The organism is Pseudomonas sp. NPDC087346, from assembly GCF_044744235.1.
Classification (GTDB): domain Bacteria; phylum Pseudomonadota; class Gammaproteobacteria; order Pseudomonadales; family Pseudomonadaceae; genus Aquipseudomonas.
Map to the genome: position 1 here is coordinate 1 of NZ_JBIUXX010000013.1, position 21,257 is coordinate 21,257.

General features: G+C 54.6%; 18 protein-coding genes. 15 read left to right on the top strand and 3 right to left on the bottom strand.

The window, feature by feature from the left end:
- Positions 1 to 78: 78 nt before the first annotated feature.
- The 4 genes from ACIOZM_RS10550 (at position 79) to glmS (ending at position 4,757) form a co-directional block, all read left to right on the top strand.
- Positions 79 to 504: a F0F1 ATP synthase subunit epsilon gene (locus tag ACIOZM_RS10550; protein ID WP_401212999.1), complete on the top strand. Its 426-nt coding sequence runs from the start codon at positions 79 to 81 to the stop codon at positions 502 to 504.
- A 116-nt stretch (positions 505 to 620) separates the two neighbouring features.
- Positions 621 to 1,988 carry a bifunctional UDP-N-acetylglucosamine diphosphorylase/glucosamine-1-phosphate N-acetyltransferase GlmU gene (glmU, locus tag ACIOZM_RS10555; protein ID WP_401213001.1) on the top strand — a complete coding sequence of 456 codons (1,368 nt, stop codon included), beginning with the start codon at positions 621 to 623 and terminating at the stop codon, positions 1,986 to 1,988.
- 157 nt (positions 1,989 to 2,145) lie between these two features.
- Positions 2,146 to 2,922 (top strand): DeoR/GlpR family DNA-binding transcription regulator, encoded by a 777-nt coding sequence (locus tag ACIOZM_RS10560; protein ID WP_401213004.1) that lies wholly within the window; start codon positions 2,146 to 2,148, stop codon positions 2,920 to 2,922.
- A 2-nt stretch (positions 2,923 to 2,924) separates the two neighbouring features.
- Complete coding sequence (glmS, locus tag ACIOZM_RS10565; protein WP_401213007.1) at positions 2,925 to 4,757, top strand: glutamine--fructose-6-phosphate transaminase (isomerizing); 1,833 nt, start codon at positions 2,925 to 2,927, stop codon at positions 4,755 to 4,757.
- A gap of 657 nt (positions 4,758 to 5,414) precedes the next feature.
- Here the strand turns inward: glmS and ACIOZM_RS10570 are convergent.
- Together ACIOZM_RS10570 and ACIOZM_RS10575 are read right to left on the bottom strand one after the other, a co-directional pair.
- The gene (locus ACIOZM_RS10570) at positions 5,415 to 6,227 is read right to left on the bottom strand and encodes a hypothetical protein (RefSeq protein ID WP_401213010.1); all 813 of its coding nucleotides are present in this window, start codon (positions 6,225 to 6,227) and stop codon (positions 5,415 to 5,417) included.
- 40 nt (positions 6,228 to 6,267) lie between these two features.
- Positions 6,268 to 6,855, bottom strand: coding sequence for a GNAT family N-acetyltransferase (locus ACIOZM_RS10575; RefSeq protein ID WP_401213012.1), 588 nt, complete (start codon positions 6,853 to 6,855; stop codon positions 6,268 to 6,270).
- Positions 6,856 to 8,130: 1,275 nt separating this feature from the next.
- Here ACIOZM_RS10575 and ACIOZM_RS10580 point away from each other — a divergent pair.
- The 7 genes from ACIOZM_RS10580 to ACIOZM_RS10610 all read left to right on the top strand — a co-directional run bounded on the left by ACIOZM_RS10580 (position 8,131) and on the right by ACIOZM_RS10610 (position 14,736).
- Entirely contained in the window at positions 8,131 to 9,396 is a 1,266-nt protein-coding gene (locus ACIOZM_RS10580) for an abortive infection family protein (protein ID WP_401213014.1), read from the top strand.
- Between the two features lie 5 nt (positions 9,397 to 9,401).
- Positions 9,402 to 9,797: a hypothetical protein gene (locus tag ACIOZM_RS10585; RefSeq protein WP_401213016.1), complete on the top strand. Its 396-nt coding sequence runs from the start codon at positions 9,402 to 9,404 to the stop codon at positions 9,795 to 9,797.
- 7 nt (positions 9,798 to 9,804) lie between these two features.
- The gene (locus ACIOZM_RS10590; RefSeq protein WP_027610296.1) at positions 9,805 to 10,065 is read left to right on the top strand and encodes a hypothetical protein; all 261 of its coding nucleotides are present in this window, start codon (positions 9,805 to 9,807) and stop codon (positions 10,063 to 10,065) included.
- A gap of 384 nt (positions 10,066 to 10,449) precedes the next feature.
- Positions 10,450 to 10,677 carry a hypothetical protein gene (locus ACIOZM_RS10595; protein WP_065936480.1) on the top strand — a complete coding sequence of 76 codons (228 nt, stop codon included), beginning with the start codon at positions 10,450 to 10,452 and terminating at the stop codon, positions 10,675 to 10,677.
- A gap of 15 nt (positions 10,678 to 10,692) precedes the next feature.
- Positions 10,693 to 11,682: a hypothetical protein gene (locus tag ACIOZM_RS10600; protein ID WP_401213019.1), complete on the top strand. Its 990-nt coding sequence runs from the start codon at positions 10,693 to 10,695 to the stop codon at positions 11,680 to 11,682.
- Positions 11,683 to 11,897: 215 nt separating this feature from the next.
- Positions 11,898 to 13,475, top strand: a complete 1,578-nt coding sequence (locus ACIOZM_RS10605; RefSeq protein WP_401213021.1) for an AAA family ATPase — start codon at positions 11,898 to 11,900, stop codon at positions 13,473 to 13,475.
- Positions 13,462 to 14,736: a hypothetical protein gene (locus ACIOZM_RS10610; RefSeq protein ID WP_401213024.1), complete on the top strand. Its 1,275-nt coding sequence runs from the start codon at positions 13,462 to 13,464 to the stop codon at positions 14,734 to 14,736. Before ACIOZM_RS10605 ends, ACIOZM_RS10610 begins: the two co-directional genes overlap by 14 nt.
- Positions 14,737 to 15,136: 400 nt before the next feature.
- Here the strand turns inward: ACIOZM_RS10610 and ACIOZM_RS10615 are convergent, their stop codons facing one another.
- Positions 15,137 to 16,063 carry a LysR family transcriptional regulator gene (locus tag ACIOZM_RS10615; protein WP_401213026.1) on the bottom strand — a complete coding sequence of 309 codons (927 nt, stop codon included), beginning with the start codon at positions 16,061 to 16,063 and terminating at the stop codon, positions 15,137 to 15,139.
- Positions 16,064 to 16,186: 123 nt separating this feature from the next.
- On the opposite strand from ACIOZM_RS10615, the gene lysA reads away from it, so the two are divergent.
- From lysA to ACIOZM_RS10635, 4 genes are all read left to right on the top strand, one after another.
- Positions 16,187 to 17,425, top strand: coding sequence for a diaminopimelate decarboxylase (lysA, locus tag ACIOZM_RS10620; RefSeq protein ID WP_401213029.1), 1,239 nt, complete (start codon positions 16,187 to 16,189; stop codon positions 17,423 to 17,425).
- A 68-nt stretch (positions 17,426 to 17,493) separates the two neighbouring features.
- Positions 17,494 to 18,411 carry a LysR family transcriptional regulator gene (locus ACIOZM_RS10625; protein ID WP_401213032.1) on the top strand — a complete coding sequence of 306 codons (918 nt, stop codon included), beginning with the start codon at positions 17,494 to 17,496 and terminating at the stop codon, positions 18,409 to 18,411.
- A gap of 111 nt (positions 18,412 to 18,522) precedes the next feature.
- Entirely contained in the window at positions 18,523 to 19,149 is a 627-nt protein-coding gene (locus ACIOZM_RS10630; RefSeq protein WP_401213034.1) for a glutathione S-transferase family protein, read from the top strand.
- 63 nt (positions 19,150 to 19,212) lie between these two features.
- Positions 19,213 to 21,243 carry a pyridoxamine 5'-phosphate oxidase family protein gene (locus tag ACIOZM_RS10635; RefSeq protein WP_401213037.1) on the top strand — a complete coding sequence of 677 codons (2,031 nt, stop codon included), beginning with the start codon at positions 19,213 to 19,215 and terminating at the stop codon, positions 21,241 to 21,243.
- The last annotated feature ends 14 nt before the right edge of the window (positions 21,244 to 21,257 follow it).

The window sequence follows — 21,257 nt, forward strand, 5'->3', positions numbered from 1 at the left end:
CGAAGAAGCGATCGAGAAAGCCAAGAAACTGTAATCCTGGCGCCCGGCAACGGGCGCTCATTAGGTTGAGGCAATCAGATGGCTATGACAGTCCATTGCGATATCGTCAGCGCGGAAGGGGAAATCTTTTCCGGCCTGGTCGAGATGGTGATTGCGCACGGTGCACTGGGTGATCTTGGTATCGCTCTGGGTCACGCGCCGCTGATCACTAATCTCAAGCCGGGTCCGATCCGCCTGATCAAGCAAGGTGGCGAAGCCGAGGTGTTCTACATCTCTGGTGGTTTCCTCGAGGTTCAGCCGAACATGGTCAAGGTACTTGCCGACACCGTGCAACGTGCTGCCGACCTGGATGAAGCTCAGGCTCAAGCAGCTCTCAAGGCTGCCGAAGCTGCATTGCATGAACGTGGTGCAGAATTCGACTACGGAGCTGCGTCCGCACGTCTGGCCGAGGCCGCAGCTCAGCTGCGCACCGTCCAGCAGATCCGCAAGAAGTTCGGCGGTTAATTCGCCAGCGACTTGTTGTGTGATTGATTAAAAAGGGTAGCCTCGGCTACCCTTTTTTCTTTTCCGAATTTAAAACCCGGTCGCAGTTGCTGACCACCCAGGATTGGTAGCCAGTCATGTCTCTCGAAATCGTTATCCTCGCGGCCGGTCAAGGCACCCGTATGCGCTCGGCGCTGCCGAAAGTGCTGCATCCAGTGGCCGGCAACTCGATGCTTGGCCATGTTATCCACAGTGCCCGGCAACTTGATCCGCTGCGCATCCACGTGGTCATCGGCCACGGTGCCGATGTGGTGCGTGAGCGTCTGGCGGCGGACGATCTGAATTTCGTCATGCAGGACAAGCAACTGGGCACCGGTCACGCCACCGCCCAAGCTGTACCGTTTATCACCGCCGACACCGTACTGATTCTGTACGGTGACGTGCCCCTGATTGAAGTCGAAACCTTGCAGCGTCTGCTCAAGCAGGTCGTTCCAGGCCAGATGGGCTTGCTGACCGTTGAACTGGAAGACCCGACCGGTTACGGACGCATCGTGCGCAGCGCCGACGGCAAGGTTGCCGCTATCGTCGAACACAAAGACGCCAGCGAAGCGCAGCGCCAGATCACCGAAGGCAATACCGGCATTCTCGCGGTGCCTGCCAGTCATCTGGCCGACTGGATGAGCCGGCTGTCGAACAATAACGCCCAGGGCGAGTATTACCTGACCGACGTAATCGAGATGGCAGTGAGTGATGGTCTGGTGGTTGCCACCGAACAGCCTCACGATCCGATGGAAGTGCAAGGCGCGAATGATCGCAAGCAGTTGTCCGAGCTTGAGCGTCATTATCAGTTGCGCGCAGGTCGTCGCTTGATGGCCCAAGGCGTAACCCTGCGTGATCCGGCGCGTTTCGATGTACGTGGCGAAGTGATCGTCGGTCGCGATGTGCTGATCGACATCAACGTCATCCTCGAAGGCAATGTGGTCATCGAAGACGACGTGATCATCGGCCCGAACTGCGTGATCAAGGACAGCACCCTGCGCAAAGGTGTGGTGATCAAGGCTAACAGTCATATCGAAGGCGCGATTATGGGCGAAGGCAGCGATGCCGGCCCGTTCGCCCGTCTGCGACCGGGCACCGTGCTGGAAGCGCGCGCCCATGTGGGTAACTTTGTAGAACTGAAAAACGCACACATGGGCGAGGGCGCCAAGGCCGGGCACCTGACCTATCTGGGCGATGCCGAAATCGGTGCGCGCACCAACGTCGGCGCCGGCACCATCACCTGCAACTACGATGGCGCCAACAAGTGGAAAACTGTGCTGGGCGCAGATGTGTTCATCGGTTCCAACAATTCGTTGGTAGCGCCTGTGGATATCTCTGACGGTGCGACTACAGCAGCCGGTTCGACCATTACCCAGAATGTGGATAACGCGCAGTTGGCAGTAGGCCGGGCGCGACAGAAGAACATCGATGGCTGGAAGCGGCCGGAGAAAATTAAGAAGGGCTGAGTTATCCACAGTCGTTTTTGAAATCAAAAGATCGCAGCCTTCGGCAGCTCCTACAGGACTTTCGGGGCTGCGATTTTTTTATGACGACGTCTTGACGATTTGCGGCCGATAGGTTTTGATTGCTTCCGTTATCTTTCGAATCGAAACTTACGCCGCCATGTCGAAACGCAACACGCCCCAGCGCCGTCACAACATCCTCGCCTTGCTCAACGAGCAGGGAGAAGTCAGTGTGGATGAACTGGCCAAGCGCTTCGAAACCTCCGAAGTTACGATTCGCAAGGATCTCGCCGCACTGGAAAGCCACGGTTTGTTGTTGCGTCGTTATGGCGGCGCAATCAGCATGCCGCAGGAACTGGTGGCCGAGACCAGCCTGAGCGTATCCAAATACAAACAGGCGATTGCCCGTGCTGCGGTGAAACGCATCCGCGAGCACGCGCGCATCATCATCGACAGCGGCAGCACCACCGCCGCGATGATTCCGGAACTCGGCCAGCAGCCGGGTCTGGTGGTGATGACCAATTCCCTGCACGTCGCCAACGCCTTGAGCGAACTCGAACACGAGCCCGTGCTGTTGATGACCGGCGGCACCTGGGACCCGCATTCGGAGTCCTTTCAGGGGCAGGTCGCCGAGCAGGTACTACGCTCTTACGACTTCGACCAATTGTTTATCGGCGCCGATGGCATCGATCTGGTGCGCGGCACCACCACCTTCAATGAATTGCTCGGTCTGAGCCGGGTGATGGCCGACGTGGCGCGGGAAGTCATCGTGATGGTCGAGGCCGACAAGATCGGTCGCAAGATTCCCAATCTGGAGCTGCCGTGGAGCAGCGTCCATACCCTAATTACCGATGATCGCCTGCCCCAAGAGGCACGGGATCAGATTCAGGCCCGCGGTATCAGCGTGATTTGCGCGGCTGTCAGTCAGGAGAAATAAGCATGTGTGGAATTGTCGGCGCAGTTGCAGAACGTAATATCACCGCCATCCTGCTCGAAGGCCTCAAGCGCCTGGAATATCGTGGCTATGACAGTGCGGGTGTCGCGGTCTTCACCAACGACGAAAAGCTTGAGCGCATGCGTCGTCCGGGCAAAGTCAGCGAGCTCGAAGCAGCGCTGGCCGAACAGCCACTGATTGGCCGTCTCGGTATTGCCCACACCCGTTGGGCGACCCACGGTGCACCGTGCGAGCGCAACGCCCACCCGCATTTCTCCGGCGACATCGCGGTGGTGCACAACGGCATCATCGAAAACCACGAAGCCCTGCGTGAGCAACTCAAGGCGCTGGGTTATGTGTTCACTTCGGATACTGACACCGAAGTCATCGCCCACCTGCTGGCGCACAAACTCAAGGACCAGCCTGACCTGACCACTGCCCTGAAAGCTACGGTCAAGGAACTGCATGGCGCCTATGGTCTGGCGGTGATCAACGCGCAGCAGCCGGATCGTCTGGTCGCTGCCCGCAGCGGTAGCCCGCTGGTGATCGGTCTGGGCCTTGGGGAAAACTTCCTCGCCTCCGATCAGTTGGCGTTGCGTCAGGTCACTGACCGCTTCATGTACCTGGAAGAAGGCGATATCGCCGAAATTCGCCGCGATAGCGTGCAAATCTGGGACGTGAACGGCAACCCGGTCGAGCGCGCCACCGTGCAGTACAGCGACGGTGCCGAAGCCGCAGACAAGGGCGAATTCCGCCACTACATGCTCAAGGAAATCCACGAGCAGCCATCCGTAGTGCAGCGCACTCTGGAAGGTCGTCTGAGCGCGGATCAGGTCTTGGTGCAGGCATTCGGTCCACAAGCGGCCGAACTGTTCGCCAAAGTGCGCAATGTGCAGATCGTCGCTTGCGGCACCAGCTATCACGCCGGCATGGTCGCGCGTTACTGGCTCGAAGAACTGGCCGGGATTCCGTGCCAGGTCGAAGTCGCCAGCGAATTTCGCTACCGCAAAGTAGTGGTGCAGCCGGACACCCTGTTCGTGACCATTTCACAGTCCGGCGAAACCGCCGACACCCTGGCCGCATTGCGCAACGCCAAAGAGCTAGGCTTCCTCGCCAGCCTGGCGATTTGCAACGTCGGCATCAGCTCGCTGGTACGTGAATCCGATCTGACTCTGTTGACTCAGGCCGGTCGTGAAATCGGCGTCGCTTCAACCAAAGCGTTCACCACGCAATTGGTTGGCCTGTTGCTGCTGACCCTGTCGCTGGGTCAAGTGCGTGGCACTCTGGCGAAGGGCGTTGAAGCCCGTCTGGTCGAAGAACTGCGCCGCCTGCCAACCCGTCTCGGCGAAGCGCTGGCGATGGACAGCACCGTGGAAAAAATCGCCGAGTTGTTCGCCGACAAAAACCACACCCTGTTCCTCGGTCGCGGCGCGCAATACCCGGTGGCGATGGAAGGTGCTCTGAAGCTCAAAGAGATTTCCTACATCCACGCCGAAGCCTATCCGGCCGGCGAACTGAAACACGGCCCGCTGGCGCTTGTGGATAACGACATGCCGGTAGTCACCGTGGCGCCGAACAACGAACTGCTGGAGAAGCTGAAATCCAACCTGCAGGAAGTCCGCGCCCGTGGCGGCCAGTTGATCGTCTTCGCTGACGAAAAGGCCGGGATGACCAATGGCGAAGGCACTTACGTAGTGCAGATGCCGCACATCCACGACATCCTCTCGCCGATCCTCTACACCATTCCGCTGCAACTGCTGTCGTACTACGTCGCCGTGCTCAAGGGCACTGACGTTGACCAGCCGCGTAATTTGGCGAAGTCGGTGACTGTGGAATAAGTTATCCACAGCAGCTCAATCAAACTGGTTTTAGAGAATTAAAACTGTCGCAAGAGCCGGTGAGGTCTGTCCTCTCGTCTCCTGCGATGCTCCCGGCCCTTCGCTTGTTACCCCCCTTCCTATACCCCCAACGGGCCGCTCCATGCTGTTGCGAATCCAACCCGATGAATCGCTCCGTTCGTATGTGGAGCGAAATCTATTCTTACAACCGCACAGTCCTGCTTTAGAGATTTTTAGGGCACCGGAATTCCGCTACTGTCGCTGGCGTAGTAAACAAGTAACCTCCATCGCGAAAACATGTGCGGCGCCTGCCATGCCTTCGATTCTTCAGTGGGCGGGGACGATGAGTAAGGAAGGTTATTGACGTGAATTGATTCTTTTAGGCCGTGCCCAATCTCCATGACCGGGTACCGCCTTTTGTGTCAGGTTGGATAAATCTCGACTGGTTTCGGGTCGTGTATCAACAGATACGGTCTTCCGTCGTGGATTAGAGGTATCGCTGAATGCCTTCGCGAATTGGTCCATTTCCAGTGGCATCCCCTAATGGGGATTTTCTCGGGAGCGGAGTTTGCACAAAGCGGTGGCCAGTACCCGTTAGAAACAGGCCAATGGCTGCGGTCATTGCTTGTTAGGTGTACAGCAGCCGAACCAGATGTTTCAGCGTTTGTGTTTTTTAGCTTTTTTCTTACGCTGCTCTAGCTTTTTATCAAATACAATTTTATTCCACTGCTCTGCCATTTCGCCAGCCTGCCTATAAACGCCTTTGCTCATTTTAATACTTTCAAATAATGCAAGTATCGCAGGAGAGATCTCCATTCTCTGCTTTGTAAGAATGAAAACCATCTGGTGTGAAAACACACAAAGACACAGGGCAGTCAATAAGAGCGTTATCTGAATCCACAGGGATTCAGCGGGCGCGAATGCACCGGAGTTAATTTGTATCAGGTAATAGTTAAATACGCCTATGATGAAAAGCTGAAGTCCAATCATGGAACGCGTCATGCCCTTAGGAAGTCGGACACCGACGATCTTTCGTTTTTGCAACGCAAAGCTGTCGTACACGCTTAACAATAAAAATGGGAAGCCAGCAAAAGCTATGTCAATGCTTGACAGGCTGTAGTCCGCCGAAGAGATGTTTATAATGAATGTAAGTGATAAGCCGCTAAGTAGTGCTATACAGAAATCTTTATTCAGCTCACCATAAAACTCCCTGTAATACGGGGAGCTTCGTCCAGTCAAAGCTTGAATGCAGTCATAGGTGTATACCGTGCCGAGAATCCATGAGACGGATATCGCTGACAGCAGAAAAAAATTCCACCAGGAATGGTATTGAAAACTCAGCTGCCACAAAGTCGATGCGGCAGCGACGAAAAACAGGATGTATTTCATTAGGTTCAGCAATCTCTCATTGGCACGAGTGTTACATTTGGAGGCATCTCTGATGCCTGCTTTGATCAGCAGTTCATGCATCGTACGGGGTGGCGCTTTTTTCCAGGCTGGCTTAGGTGAGTTACGCGCAAGCCAAGAGCGCCTTTACGTCGTCATCGTTGAGCATGAACACACCTACCGCCACACTTGCTCCTGGTGTACCCATCACAACCAGGTCGGCGTACATACCTTGAGTTAGTGCAAATCCTTGCTGCTTCCCAGGAGCCGCGAATGCGCCTTTTTGCTCAAGCCCAGCATTCTCGTAAAAATCTATCAGGTCATAGCCGCACAACAGGGCGGTATCGCGCGGATCGTCGATCAGCGCATTGAGAATCTGTGAGCCAATACCGTGGCCGCGAAAATCTGGGAAAACAAAGATTTTGTGACAATAGCGTGGAACGTTTGGGTCTGGATTAACGAACAGCAACGCATAGCCGTAGAGGCAGCCATTTTCATGGCTTATGGCAACCTTCAGTTGCCCTGCTCGGTAGCACTCGTCAAAAATTCCCACTACATGCTTGATGGCCTTTCGGGTTGCCTCTTCTGAAAAGAAAAGAAACTGCATGGCTAGAGTGAGCAGATCCTGAAGCACGCCTTTGGCTTCGTTTTCCAAGATCTGGGGAAGGAAGGTGTCGATCAGTTGTTGATCAGAAATAGTGGTGTCTAGCATGGATAAGCGCTCCTGCTTTGACTGAATAGCCTGCTTGTTTTCGCATGGGCGATACTAGTTGTCCTAGGGTAGAGCGCTGAGCGTACCTGCCACTGTGAGAGTTTGTCATCCGACAAATCATCCAACATGTTGCGGCTTGGATAGCTCGCGGCGCCCCTGCTTGTGTACTCGAGTTGAAAGCAGGAATGCTAGGTTATTAAGAGCTTAGATGGCCTGGGAGCGCTGATATCCAGCCGGCAGTGAGGCAAGTTTTTTTGTCTAGATCTGTCAACTTGATGATCAACACCACTAAATACGAAGTCAGGACAATCACTAGTTAATTTCGGCTATGACCCTTCCCCTGGCAGGAGAATCGGCCCATGCAAACCATGATCCTTTTCCCTGGTGACACCCCGCTCGACAGTTCAACCCATGTCTGGTTGATGACCATCGGTCTCGTTGCCTACTTCATCCTTCGTCGATGAATCTAGGGCCCGGCGGCAGATTAGCCGCCGGTGGTCTGGGATAAGTCAAAGCCGGGTCGTTCTGGCTGCGACAGTTTTACGTTTCCTCCATAACTGGATGCGTACGCATAAATATGGGCATGCCCGCGAACTTACGCAGTCGCCCCTCAAGACGCAATCAACGCCGCGCTGGAAGCCCTATCGCGCGGGCTGGAGTTGGAGTTGTCACCGGGGCGGATCAATACCGTGTCCCCGGGGCTGATCGCCATACCGCTGTGGGCGAAGTTGTCGGAAGAAGCCCGTCAATCTATGTACGAAGGCGCTGCTGCGCGCGGCGTGCTGGCAACCGGAAGACGTTGCCAACGCTATCGCCTATCTCGCTAGTACGCCTTCCTCGACTGTGCTGGTGGACGGCGGCGCCAGCATCGTTTGATCCGTGTCAGCCTGCTACAAACCGCATCACCTGGGACTCTTGCGGGAAGCTGATACATGCCCGCTGGGCGAGGACCACATTTCGTCGTAGGCCACACAGATGTGCCGACTGCTCAATCTGGTTGAACAACGCAAGCCTGGATAGCAGCGACTACCAGTCTTACAGACTCTTCCTGTAAAGACAGGTTGAGCTCGGGTGAAGTGAAAGGCACGCTTGCAGGTTAAAGGAATGAGGAACCCAAGTAGGGAAAGGGCTGAAAAGTGAAAGGCATGTGAATGGCCCCTGGTTTGCTGGGCATGCCTCGGGTTTAGCTTTTTCACCAACGTATCTAGTTTTTGATAGCAGATGGCCCGTCCTGCTAGCTACGATGACTCTCAGTTATCTGGATTGGGGGGCCGTATGGAGCACGCCGAAATTGAGCCGCTTTTGGCGACGGTATACGCGGTTCTCCGCGCAGAGGGTGCTGATGAGGCGGCGGAGGTAGTCCGCGGTCATCCTGCGAATGCGGAACTGACAGGCAACGACAACTGGAATGGCGGAACCAACTATTGGGAAATCCACTTCATCATTCCTGCTTTGGAGTACGCCAAGCTCGGGGTCAAACGAGTCCAGCTCCAGGAAAGGATCACAACCGCGCTGAGGACGGTAACTGAGCACGAGCAAAGCGACGCGTACTCGGCGCTGATCGTGCCTGCACGTGAGTATCATGTGGATTGGCGCTCCGGGAAGTCTTCCAACCTACCGAAATCGGTGCGGCAAAACATCACCGATGGCCTACGTCTAGAGAGCGTGAAGTGGTATGGGGAGCTCAATGATGTTGAGTTTCTGAGTCGGCTGTATGAGCTTGAAACCCTTCCTTCCACGGACAGTCGCTACAAAGACGCCGTCGGCGACATTTGGCAACATCGCTACAACAACGATGACTGGGAGGATGACTGGGTCTTCAGCGACTCCCGATTCAACCTCTTCGATGGGAGTGCTGAAGCATTTCTCCGGTTTCTCTGCGAAACGGTGCACCCCGTAGTTCGCCCCCAACGAGAAGAAGCAATTAAGCTCGTTGAGTATTTCAACGATCAACTCCAGAACGCCGGCTGGGAGTTGTACCAGGAGCAGCAAATCGCCGGCCGCCCACGCTTTTCCTACCGGTTGATAAGCAGCGTTCCGACAGAAGCGAACGCAACTAGGTCGGTCATGCGAGCGAGAGTTGTTGTCGAGGCGTTGAGCGCCGGATGGATGGCGAAGCAAATTGAACGTCTGGAGTATGCCGTCGATTCAGACCCCGAATTGGCGATCGGGACAGCCAAAGAACTGGTGGAAAGCTGCTGCAAGTCCATTCTCACAAAACGAGAAATTCCGTTCACCAAGGCCGATGACCTAGGCAATCTGACAAAGAAGGTTACCAAAGCATTGCAGTTGGTTCCCGACGGAGTCAGTGAAGCAGCTAAGGGCGCTGAAAACATCAAGAATGTCCTCCGCAACCTCACTCAGTTGACCAGCAATCTCACGCAGTTGAGAGGTTTGTATGGTACCGGACATGGTAAGGACGGCCAACATCGCGGGCTGCAGCCCAGGCATGCTCGGCTTGCGGTTGCCGCAGCAGTGGCATTTATCGATTTCGTGTCGGAAACGCATCGATACCGAGAAGCTTCCGAGCCGGAGAGGTGAAGAGCTTGGCAGATCAGTTGTTTGATGGACCCGATGGGCATAGCCTCGACCGGCTCGCTTCCAGTCAGACGCTGCTATATACCCCTGCGGGCTGGCGCCCGCTGTGGCCGAGAAAAAACTTAACGCGATGTCCTAAATTAGTTGACCACTACCCTTTAAAAACTGCTCAAAGCAGCGTCAGTGTTGGCTTCGACAGCTTTGCGTGCTCTCAAGAGGTCGGCGCGCGCCCAATGAAACTGGGCCTTCTTGCGACAGTTTTAGTTCTCAAAAACCAGCCGCACTGGGTTCAGGGTTGGGCTTCGGTGCACGCTGGTCGAAGCTTAATGCTGGCAGCCGCTAATCATCGGCATTCGACGTTGCCAGAGCTAGCCGCTAAAATTGTGGGAAATCAATACAAATGAGGCACCTATGATTGGCCGATCCATTCACGAATGTGTTGATCTTGTTTTGCTTGGAGATGCAGCCAATACAATTCTTGAGAGTACCAAGGAACGTCTAGCTCGCGCTGGCGGAGATCTCAAAATCGAGGAAGCGGCCAGCAAATGCCTTGAAAGCCTTGATCTTGCGAGCTCAGCCGGAGACTGTTCGCTGGATGATGTCAGGACTGTCAAGCGGGAGCTCAAGATTGCAGTGCGCGATCGGCGCTTCGAGCTGAATCCTTTCGACTAATGTGCATTCATTGTCGTTTGCTTTACTTGTTCCTTGGCTCAAGAAGCACGACAGGCGATCAATCAGCCTTCCCTGGCCTTCATACCCATCCCGCTGACGCCCAGCGCGCCCACATTCGACCACTTTGCCGGCAAACCTCTCTAACTGGCCTGAGGCTCCTCCGACTAAGAGGGGCTCCGCATCCGTACACACCCTGGAGGCTATGCACTTTTTCCACCAAGTCTGTTTTTGTGGTTGACCTTTCTGTGCTTTTTAGCTAAGTTTTCGATACGGCTTTATTCGTGGCCGGCGAAAGCAAGTTACGGATTCTCTTTCTCGCTAATTTTAAATAGTGAGAGGTGGATCTTTGCATTCGCGAAACCGCCTCTTACTCTGGAGGCAGTTATGTCAGAAATATTACCTTCTCTTCTCCCTATTCCCGAATTTCGCAAGAAGAAGGGACGTGCACTTGCACGCCTTGATCGCGAGCAAAAAATGCTGGAGTCTGGTCCGCTTGGCGCCGAGCGCTTACTTCTCAATATTGCAGTGGACTATATGGAGAGTCACCCAAATATGTCCTGGGACCAGGCTCTCTTCGCGGCGCGAGCTTATCTTAATCGAGCACATGATTAAGCAAGGACAGCCGTGATGAAGAAAATGACAGCTATCACACATAATAACGTAACGTATGAAATCAGGATCGGAAGCTGGTTTCAGCACCTTCACGGAAAAGCCTCGGAAGCACTTCGTGAGGTACATACAGATGACATTATACTTCCGACTGAAAAAACAGTAGCGATCTACAAGACAGAAAAGAGGGCTGAGTACAACGCCCAACCACGCAGGCCTCGTTCATCAGCGAAACAGTACCTCAACGACTGCTCGCTAAGTGATTTTAGGCTTAACTGGGATAAGTTAATCGAATTGCTCAAGAAAAGAATAAATGACGCCTGTATACCCATTATGCTTGCGCAGCATCAGCTCTCTGATGCCGAAAGCTATGAGTTAACTAAAGCGGCGTCTAACGGGCATATCAGCGCCATGTATCGGATCGGAGCCTCGCTTGGGGGGGGCCGGAATGATGATTGCCTACTCTGGTTATCGATGGCTCACAACAGAGGTCATCTCGGGGCGTGCTACGAAATGGCATTGCACCTTGCGGCCAAGGGAAATCACATCGACTCTCTACGTTGCTTGATAATATCTGCCGATGGTGGTTTCGATATTGCCTATATGTCTATCTTTCAGATAACCAATCTGAAAAACATGTTCCAAATCCAAGCTGATCCACTTGAAAGCATGTTAAATGAGCTCGCAGAGGCAACACATGCATCAAGCGCCAATTACTTTAAAGGTATACTAAAACTCTTTTCAAATAACCCAACCGCCGGAATAGCCATTTTAAAAAACTTCCTGAAAGAACCTAAAAAAAAGCGTTCTGAACATGATACTGGTGAGGTTTATTACAACCAAATCAGTATTGTCAGTAGCTTCATTGAGGGTGTATTGGCGGACATCGACTCAGGAGTACCTCCACTGATATCCATCTCGACTCGTGGCGAACAGGCTGGTTTCTGCAGCTTCTCAGATTACGATGAGTTTTTCAAAATAGTTCAGAACATACAGCAAGCCGAGTAAAGGGATATCAATTAACGCAGACAGTCGACAGATCAGCGACCAAGCAATAAACAGGCGAGGAGTCCCCGCTAGCACAAGCGGGGCGTGGTCACATTGGCGGCGCTAAACATTTATCGAAGCGTCCGGTTGTCATCTGAATTAGAGTGGTCGCGATTTAAGTTTGTAAAGCCCGGATCGCTATCCATAGTAAATTCTCTAGAAAGTAGGTGCTGAAAATGGAATTTAAGGTGTTGACCGTTGACGCGACGGTGCCGCAGTTAGGTAGAAATACCGTCTATCTAAAAAAGGATAACTGGAATGATTACTCATATGTGACAATGTTTGATATGTCATTGCATGATGCTAATGGGAATTATGTAATCGTTGGTAGCATTAAAATAGCATTCAAAGGACAAACTACAAGTGTTTCTACGTTTTCTACATTGGATAAAAGCTTCACTGAGCTAGATAAACGATATTTTTCACTTGGTAATAGCGTTGATTTCTATAAAGCTATGGCCAAGCTTAATCGCGATACCAGGCGGACTGTGCTAACAGCGCTACGCGATATAGTGGTCCAGCCAGAAATTATTCAGGAAATTACTGGCGAGGATGTCTTTGGGACTTCTTTATTGAGATATCACAGCCTTTCTGTGGTGAAAGGCCAGTTTGCGCGTATTTTATGGGGTAAGGCAGAGCTTACCGAATACGCCTTTCAATATAGACGACCTGAAGACTCGGATGTGGGCAGCATAACAATGTCGTTTGACGTTTCTGTCGACGTCAAGCCAAACACCAATGTGCACGCGATCATCGGTCGTAATGGTGTAGGTAAGACAACTTTACTCAATGGAATGATTGAATCAGTTAATAACAAAAAGAACCAAGGTTTTTTTCTAGATAAATCTGGGTCTCCTATTGCTTCCGACTATTTTAGCAGCTTAGTGTCTGTTTCGTTCAGTGTGTTCGACCCATTCACTCCGCCTGCTGACCAACCGGACCCTGCAAAAGGTACGTGTTATTTTTATGTCGGCCTTAAAAAAGTGGGAATAGATGATAGCCTGAAAACCCTGCAAGAGTTGCGCGGAGACTGTATAAAATCGCTGGTCGCATGTTTTGGTGCTCCCGGGAAAGTAGATAGCTGGCTAAAAGCTATAGAAAAGCTTGGATCAGATGAAAATTTCTCCAGAATGGGCCTTCATCAGTTAGAGTCCGTGTTTCGTGCTATTAAAGAAGAATTAAGCGGAACAAGTCAGGCGGACTCGCAAATTTTCTACGATAATTATTATCGCAAAGCTTTGCCATATCTAGAAAAAATGAGTTCAGGGCATTCTGTTGTTTTGTTGACAATAACCCGGCTAGTTGCTTTAGTCGAAGAAAAAACGCTTGTTCTTTTAGACGAACCAGAAAGCCACCTGCACCCTCCACTATTGTCAGCTTTCGTTCGAGCATTAGCAGATCTTCTTCACGACCGAAATGGTGTCGCTATTATCGCTACACACTCGCCGGTAGTCTTGCAAGAAATACCTAAGTCGTGTGCATGGGTGATAAATAGAGTAGGTAAGGCTTCTGTGACTATCCGACCTAAAATCGAAACATTTGGAGAGAACGTTGGTGTTATCACTAGTGAGGTTTTCAACTTGGAGGTTGATCGCTCAGGATTTCATGATTTGTTGGCTGCGTCTGTTAGAAGTGGGAAGAAATATGAGGAAATAATCAGTGAGTATAGTGGTCAGCTTGGTTTGGAGGGGAGGGCACTGCTTAGGTCTTTAGTGGAAACAAGAGATCAGGAGCGCGCCCATGATGCGTCTTAATTGTGAAAAGTATAATCCTGAATATGTAATCGACCGTTGCATAGAGGGTGTGACTGGAAATGCTGTATTAAAAGCCGGGGTGGAAGGAGCTAAAGCAGAACTTCTAGTCGCTGCTTTACAGTACGAGCAGAGATCAAAAATTGGAAACCTATATACAATTGCGCCAATCGATTTGAAGGCGGGCCCGGATCCAGTTGTAATTGGACTGTTGAAAAAGTCGGATCTGGTTAAAGTTTATGAGCAATATTTGGTTCCGGGCTCTAAACCAGCAAGGGAAATATACGACTATCTATTAGCCGCTGCTCTTGATGGCTGTCCTTTTTGCGGTGGACTTGGCACTCCTAGAAATTTAGATCATTTCTTGCCAAAATTTAATTTTCCGCAGTTTGCGATTTTGCCAAGCAATTTAGTGCCCTCATGCAGGGACTGTAATATGGATGCTAAAGCTACTGCATTTGCCGTGGATGCCGAATCTCAAATAATTCAGCCTTATACCGACAAAGACTGCTTTTTTACTGAACAATGGATACTTGCAAGTTTTAGACCAGGAAACGCTGAAAAACCTGGTGTTTTTGATTTTATAGTAAAGCCCCCTGTCCATTGGGAGGCTGTAGACAAGGCGAGAGCAACCAAACATTTTGTCGACTTCAACATCGCTGGAAGGTACAGGTCTATTGCGGGTAAGAATGCGATAACGATATTGGCGCAAATGGATCGCATGCGTGATAAAGGATTGTCTGAGCAAGATATCAGGGAAACGATCTTAGATGTGGGTGAGGCTACCGCTCCATTTGTGAATCATTGGAAGATAGGAATGTATCAAGCTCTCATCGCGCATTATTGCCCAAGGGGGAGAGTTGATGTGTCGTGTCTTATTGCTTGTCCACATTGTGATGATGGCTACACCAGTTGCCCGAACTGCCACGGTGGTCGCGCGGGGGTTACTTGTCCTGATTGCGGCGGAGATGGTTGTTGGTACGATCCGGATGCTGAGAAGTCGCGCGAGTGCAACCGGTGCGAAGGTGAGGGTGGGGTCAACGCAGACGCCTGTGACTATTGTGATGGTCAGGGAACTGTTCTTTGCGATCCTTGCCAAGGAACAGGCCTTTTGTCCGAAGACGACTGCCTGACTTGCGGTGGGTCGGAAGAGGTCAGGTGTCGACAGTGTCATGGTTCCAGCGGAGCGAACGGTGAGGAGGGCCATAGTCACTGTGACAAGTGTCATGACTCAGGGCGGGAAAGCTGTCCTGCATGCCAGTAGCCCTGCTGATTAAAGGAAGGGGCCGGTGAGCAAACGCCCATCGGTTTCGTATCGGAGTATTCCACCATCTATTGCGCGGAATTGAAGCTAATTTGCCGAACTAGCATCACGCTAAACTACATGACTTGGGCATGGTATGTTCATCAGCCCGATACGATCAGGTTGCTGACGTCGCCGGGCGGTAACAGGTGGTCAAGCAGCGGAAAGGCTTGTCCTACATGGTGGCGACAGTTTTAATTCTCTAGAGCTTGTGTCTGAACTGTTGTTTTGGCCGCTTGCGACAGTTTTGCGCTTTCTCAGAGATTGGCTGCAGCACCCTTTTTTCAGGGGGCTCTGCGACAGTTTTAATTCTCTAAAACCATCAAACCCCCGAACGTCGGGGTTTTTTTTCGAGTTTTTTTCAGCCGCGCAATGCAACCAACTGCTCTATCCCCTGAACCGTCTTCGCCGCCTCTTCATGCAATACCTCACAAAACGCATCGACAATCACCGAGGCCGGCCGATGATTCGGGCGGATCAGCATGATCCGGTACGGCACCGACAACGTCAGTGGACGAATCAGCAGATCGCGGCCGGACTCTTCCAGCGCGGTCAGTGGATTGATGATTGCCACGCCCAAGCCTTGCCTGACCATCGCGCAGACCGACGCGGCATTGCTGGTTTCGATCACCGTGCGCCGATTGACCCCGGCCTGGCGGAAGTGCACGTCGAGTGTCTGCCTATAGATGTCGAGATTGGCGAGGTTGATGAAGTCGACCTCATGGAAGTCTTCCAGCGACAGCACGGTTTTCGCCAACAGTGGATGCCCCGGTGCGAGGACGCAGACCAGATCGGAACTGAACAGCAATTCGCCCTGGGTGCCGCGTGGCACCTGATCGACTTCGGTCAGACCGAGGTCATGTTGCTGGGTGACCAGCGACTCCTCCAGCAACGGCGATTCCTGGGCGACGATGCTGATGCTGATGCCCGCGTGGGCCTGATGAAAACGCCGGCAGACTTTCGGCAGCAAGGTTTGCGAGAACAACGGAAGGCAGGTAAGGGCGAGGCGACCGTGTTCGAAGTTGCGCAGCGATTGGGCGTAACGGTCAATACGCTCAAGCCCGACGTAGCTGCGCTCAACCTCGTCGAGCAGCATCAATGCCTGTGCGGTCGGCAGCAATCGACCGCCCTCACGATCAAACAGGCGCAAGCCGCACACGTGTTCGAGCCGCGCCAGTTCGCGGCTGACGGTTGGCTGCGATGTGAAGAGCAAGCGTGCGGCACCGGTGACGCTGCCGGCCAGCATGATCGAGCGGAAAATCTCTACCTGTCGCAGTGAAATCTTCACCGGCATTCCTCGCGGGTTTTGAAGACGTCATATCAGATATGAATGGCTGATGAATAAATAGCTATTTTTACAAATGAGGATGACTCGGCATGCTTGCTTCAATCTTCCCTGCGAGCCCGCGTCATGACCCAATTCCCGCCGTTCACGCTTCTTGCCGATTCCCTGAAACTTCATGGTTCACCGCTGTGGTGCTACGACGCCGCGACGATTGTTGAGCGGATCGAGCGTCTACGAGGGTTCGATACCGTTCGTTATGCACAGAAAGCCTGTTCCAACATCCACGTTCTGCGCCTGATGCGCGAGCAGGGACTGCACGTCGATGCGGTGTCCTTGGGCGAAGTTGAACGGGCGTTGATGGCGGGTTTCAGTACCGAAGGTTCGCCGGCAGGGATCGTGTTCACCTGTGATCTGTTCGACCGTAAAACCCTGGATCGCGTTGTCGAGCTAGGCGTCGAGGTCAATGCCGGTTCCATCGACATGCTGCGCCAGTTGGGCGAGCGCTCCCCCGGCCATCGCGTGTGGCTGCGGATCAACCCGGGGTTTGGTCACGGCCACAGCCGCAAGACCAATACCGGTGGCGAAAACAGCAAACACGGCATCTGGCATGAAGAGATTCACGACGCTCTGGCCGTGATCCGCGAATTCGACCTGAAGCTGGTCGGCGTGCATATGCACATCGGCTCGGGAGTGGATTACTCGCACCTTGAGCAAGTGGCGCGGGCAATGGTGGATCTGGTGAGTTCACTAAAGCAGGACATCGAGGCGTTCTCCATCGGCGGCGGGCTTTCTACACCGTATCGTCTGGAAGACAAGGCTGTGGATATCCAGCGTTACGCACAGACTTGGGCTGCTGCCCGGCAAGAGATCGAAGCGTTGCTCGGCCATCCAGTGCGCATGGAAATCGAACCCGGCCGGTTCCTGATGGCCGAATCGGGTTTTCTGGTGTGCGAGGTGCGCGCGGTCAAACGCATGGGCAACCGCAACTATGTGCTGGTCGATGCCGGTTTCAACGACCTGATGCGCCCGGCGATGTACGGCGCCTACCACCATACGACGTTGATCGACGCCGATGGCCGTCCGGTCGAGCGACCGCTGACGCCAACCGTGGTCGGTGGCCCGTTGTGCGAATCCGGGGATATTTTCACTCAGGACGAACACGAACTGCGCCCGCAAATGCTGCCCGAGGCGCAGGTTGGTGACTTGCTGGTGTTCCACGATACCGGCGCTTATGGCGCGTCGATGTCGTCCAACTACAACACCCGTACGCTGTTGCCTGAGGTGTTGTTGGCGGATGGTGAAGCGCGGTTGATCCGTCGTCGGCAGGCGCTCAGCTCTCTATATGAGCTGGAACTGGGGCTCTGAGATTGTTCTGCCGTGGTGCCGGAGGATATGCATAATTCACCGGATGCTCACCGTGAGATTTTCAGCCCATGGATCGCTTCCAGGAAATGCAGGTCTTCGCCGCTGTCGCTCAGGAGCAGGGTTTCTCCGCTGCGGCGCGGCGCCTGGGTTTGTCCGCGGCCAGCGTCACCCGTGCGGTAGCGGCGCTGGAGCAGCGGATCGGCACGCAACTGCTGATCCGCACCACGCGCAGCGTGCATGTCAGCGAGGCAGGCCAGCGTTATCTGGAAGACTGTCGGCGGATTCTCGCTGAAGTGCAGGAAGCCGAGGACTCCGCTGCCGGCAGCCATACCCAGCCCCGTGGACAATTGACGGTCACCGCGCCGGTGCTGTTTGGTCAGTTGTTTGTCACGCCGGTAATGGCCGATTACCTCGCGCAGTATCCGGACGTGGCGATCAACGCGCTGTTGCTCGACCGGGTGGCGAGCATGGTCGAGGAGGGCATCGATGTCGCGGTACGCATCGGTGAACTGCCGGACAGCAATCAGCATGCAATCCGGGTGGGCGAAGTACGTCGGGTGATTTGCGGATCGCCCGGTTACTTCGCCGTTCATGGCCGGCCGACGCATCCGCAAGAGCTGGCTGGCGCTCCGGTAGTGGCGACGTCCTCTATCGGCCAACTGCGCAGTTGGCCGTTTCTCGATCAGGGTGAACCGCTGAATGTGCGTCCGGAACCGCGACTGGTGGTCACCGCCAATCAAGCTGCGATCACCGCCGCCTGCATGGGTGTCGGGCTGACCCGGGTGCTTTCCTATCAAGTGGCGGACAAGGTGGCCAGCGGCGAACTGGAAGTGGTGCTCGCGGACTTCGAGCTGCCGCCGCTGCCAATCCACGTGGTGTATCAGGGTGGGCGTAAAGCCCCGGCGCGGGTGCGCAGTTTTGTCGATTTCGCGGTCAGGGCCTTGCGTGAACACCCGGCGCTGAAGAATGCGGCGTTATTGCGCTAGTTGAAATAATCGATTGCGATTTGTGGTGATTCTGTTGTTTTCGCGATAGGTAGAAGATGGCCCTCATCGGCGCCGTCAGTCCTGAGCGGCGCCACTCCAGCGGAGTCGACCATGCAACCGATCAAGTTCTACAATTTCCCGCGTTCCGGCCATGCTCATCGGGTTGAACTGATGCTGTCCCTGCTGCAACTGCCGACCGAAGAGATCTTCGTTGATCTGGCCAAGGGCGAGCACAAGCAACCGGCCTACCTTGCAATCAATAGCTTCGGGCAAGTACCGGCGATCGACGATGACGGTGTGGTGCTGGCCGATTCCAATGCAATCCTTGTGTATCTGGCACAAAAATACGGCAATGGCCGTTGGCTCCCCGCCGATCCGGTCGGTGCCGCTCGGGTCCAGCGCTGGTTGTCGGTAGCGGCGGGGCAGATTGCTTTCGGGCCTGCTGCGGCGCGGCTGGTTACAGTGTTCGGTGCTCAATTGAATGCCGAGGACACGATTTCTCGTGCACATAACCTGCTCAAGGTAATGGAACTGGAACTGGGCAAGTCGGCCTATCTGGCCAGCAGCGAGCCGACCATCGCCGACATCGCGGCCTACAGCTACATCGCCCATGCGCCGGAAGGCAACGTCTCGCTGGATGACTACAGCAATGTCCGCGCCTGGCTGCAACGCATCGAAGCCTTGCCCGGTTTTGTCGGCATGCCGCGCACCGTCGCCGGGTTGCAAAAAACCGCCTGATGTTGCGGCCCGGTTCGAGCCGGGCCGTCCACACTGCGCCAGCGGCGCAGGGGAGAAGCCGTGATGGAGCATTCACCGTGGCATGCCGGCGAGCAGCAATTGCAGGCTCGCGTCGGCGTCGCAGAACGCATGGAGGCCTTCGGGCGTAAGGTCATTCGCAACTGGATGCCGGACCAACACCGTGAGTTCTATCGGCAATTGCCGTTCATGTTGTACGGCGCGGTGGATGGCGACGGTCGTCCTTGGGCCAGTGTGCTTGAAGGCGCGCCGGGTTTTGCCCAATCGCCAGAGCCTGCGCAGTTACAGTTTTCCAGTCTGCCCGACGCTGATGATCCGGCGCAGTTGCAGGACGGCGCAGCCATCGGCCTGCTCGGCATCGAATTGCACACACGTCGGCGCAATCGCCTCAATGGCCATGTCGGCGCGTTGAGCGATGCAGGTTTTCAGGTAACGGTGGATCAAGCCTTCGGCAACTGTCCGCAGTACATTCAGTTGCGGCAGTTTCAGCGGGTGCCGTTGACCGACCCGCAGACACGCAAACCTCAGCACCTCGACGGCCTCGATGAAGCCGCCCGAGCCTTGATCGAAGGCGCCGACACGTTCTTTGTCGCCAGTTATGTGGATATCGACGGCCAGCGTGCGGTGGATGTTTCGCACCGTGGCGGTCAGGCCGGTTTCGTGCGGATCGAAGGCAACCGCCTGACGATTCCTGATTTCGCCGGTAATCTGCACTTCAACACCCTCGGCAATCTGCTGCTCAACCCCCGGGCGGGCCTGCTGTTCATCGACTTTTCCACAGGGGATTTGCTGCAACTGAGCGGGCGTACTGAAATCGTCCTCGAAGGCGCAGAGATCGAAGCCTTTCAAGGTGCCGAGCATCTGTGGACGTTCGATGTGGAGAAACTGGTGCGGCGCCCGGCAGCGCTGGCTCTGCGCTGGCGCTTTGATGGGATGTCGCCCACCAGTTTGTTGACCGGCAACTGGGCCGAGGCCGAAGCGCGGTTGCAGGCGCAGGCTTTGGGCAACGCCTGGCGGCCGCTGCGAGTAGCGAGAATCGAGGCGGAAAGTCGCAGCATTCGCTCAATCTATCTGGAACCGGCCGACGGCGTCGGTTTGCCGGTGTTTCAGGCCGGCCAGCATTTACCGCTGAGGTTCACCCTCGATGGCGAGGTGCATATCCGCACCTACAGCCTGTCAAGTGCGCCGTCTGATGGTTTCTTTCGTATCAGTGTGAAGCGCGAAGGGCTTATTTCGAGCCACTTGCATGGGCAGATTCGTGTTGGCGATGTACTGGAAGCGCGAGCGCCACAAGGGCATTTCACGGTCGCGCCGCTGGAGCGACGGCCATTGGTGTTGCTGGCGGCGGGTGTCGGCATTACGCCGTTGCTGTCGATGCTGCGGGAAGTGGTGTATCAGGGGCTGCGCACCCGGGGGATTCGTCCGACGCTGTTATTGCAGGGTTCACGCACGCTTGCCGATCAGCCGTTTCGCGCTGAACTGGATCGTTTGCTGGAAGACGCTGGGGGTGCCGTTCGCGTGATACGGGTGCTCAGCCAACCGGAGGCGGATGTATTGGAAGGCGAGGACTTCGATCTGACGGGGCGCGTCGATCTGGCATTGCTGCAAAGCGTGCTCGACGTTGAAGACTTCGATCAGGTGGACTTTGTCCTCTGCGGGCCGGGCGCGTTTACTCAGGGGCTTTATGACAGCCTGCGTGATCTTGATGTGCGCGATGCGCAGATTCACGCGGAAAACTTCGGCCCTTCGACTCTCAAGCGCCAAGCCGATCTGGATGCCATCGTGATCGAGCAACTGCCGGCGGCCACCACTTCAGTGCCAGTGGTATTTGAACGTTCGGCCAAAGAGGCGCGCTGGCAACCGGACGGCAGCAGCTTGCTGGAACTCGCGGAAAGCCGAGGTCTGCGCCCGGAGTTCAGTTGTCGCGGCGGTTCCTGCGGCACCTGCAAAACCCGTTTGATCAGCGGCGCAGTGAATTATCCACAGCCCCCGGCGGACATGCCGGAAGCAGGACAAGTGCTGATCTGCTGCGCGGTGCCTGCACAAAGTGATGCACCGCTGGTGCTGGACCTGTAACTCGATCATGTAGG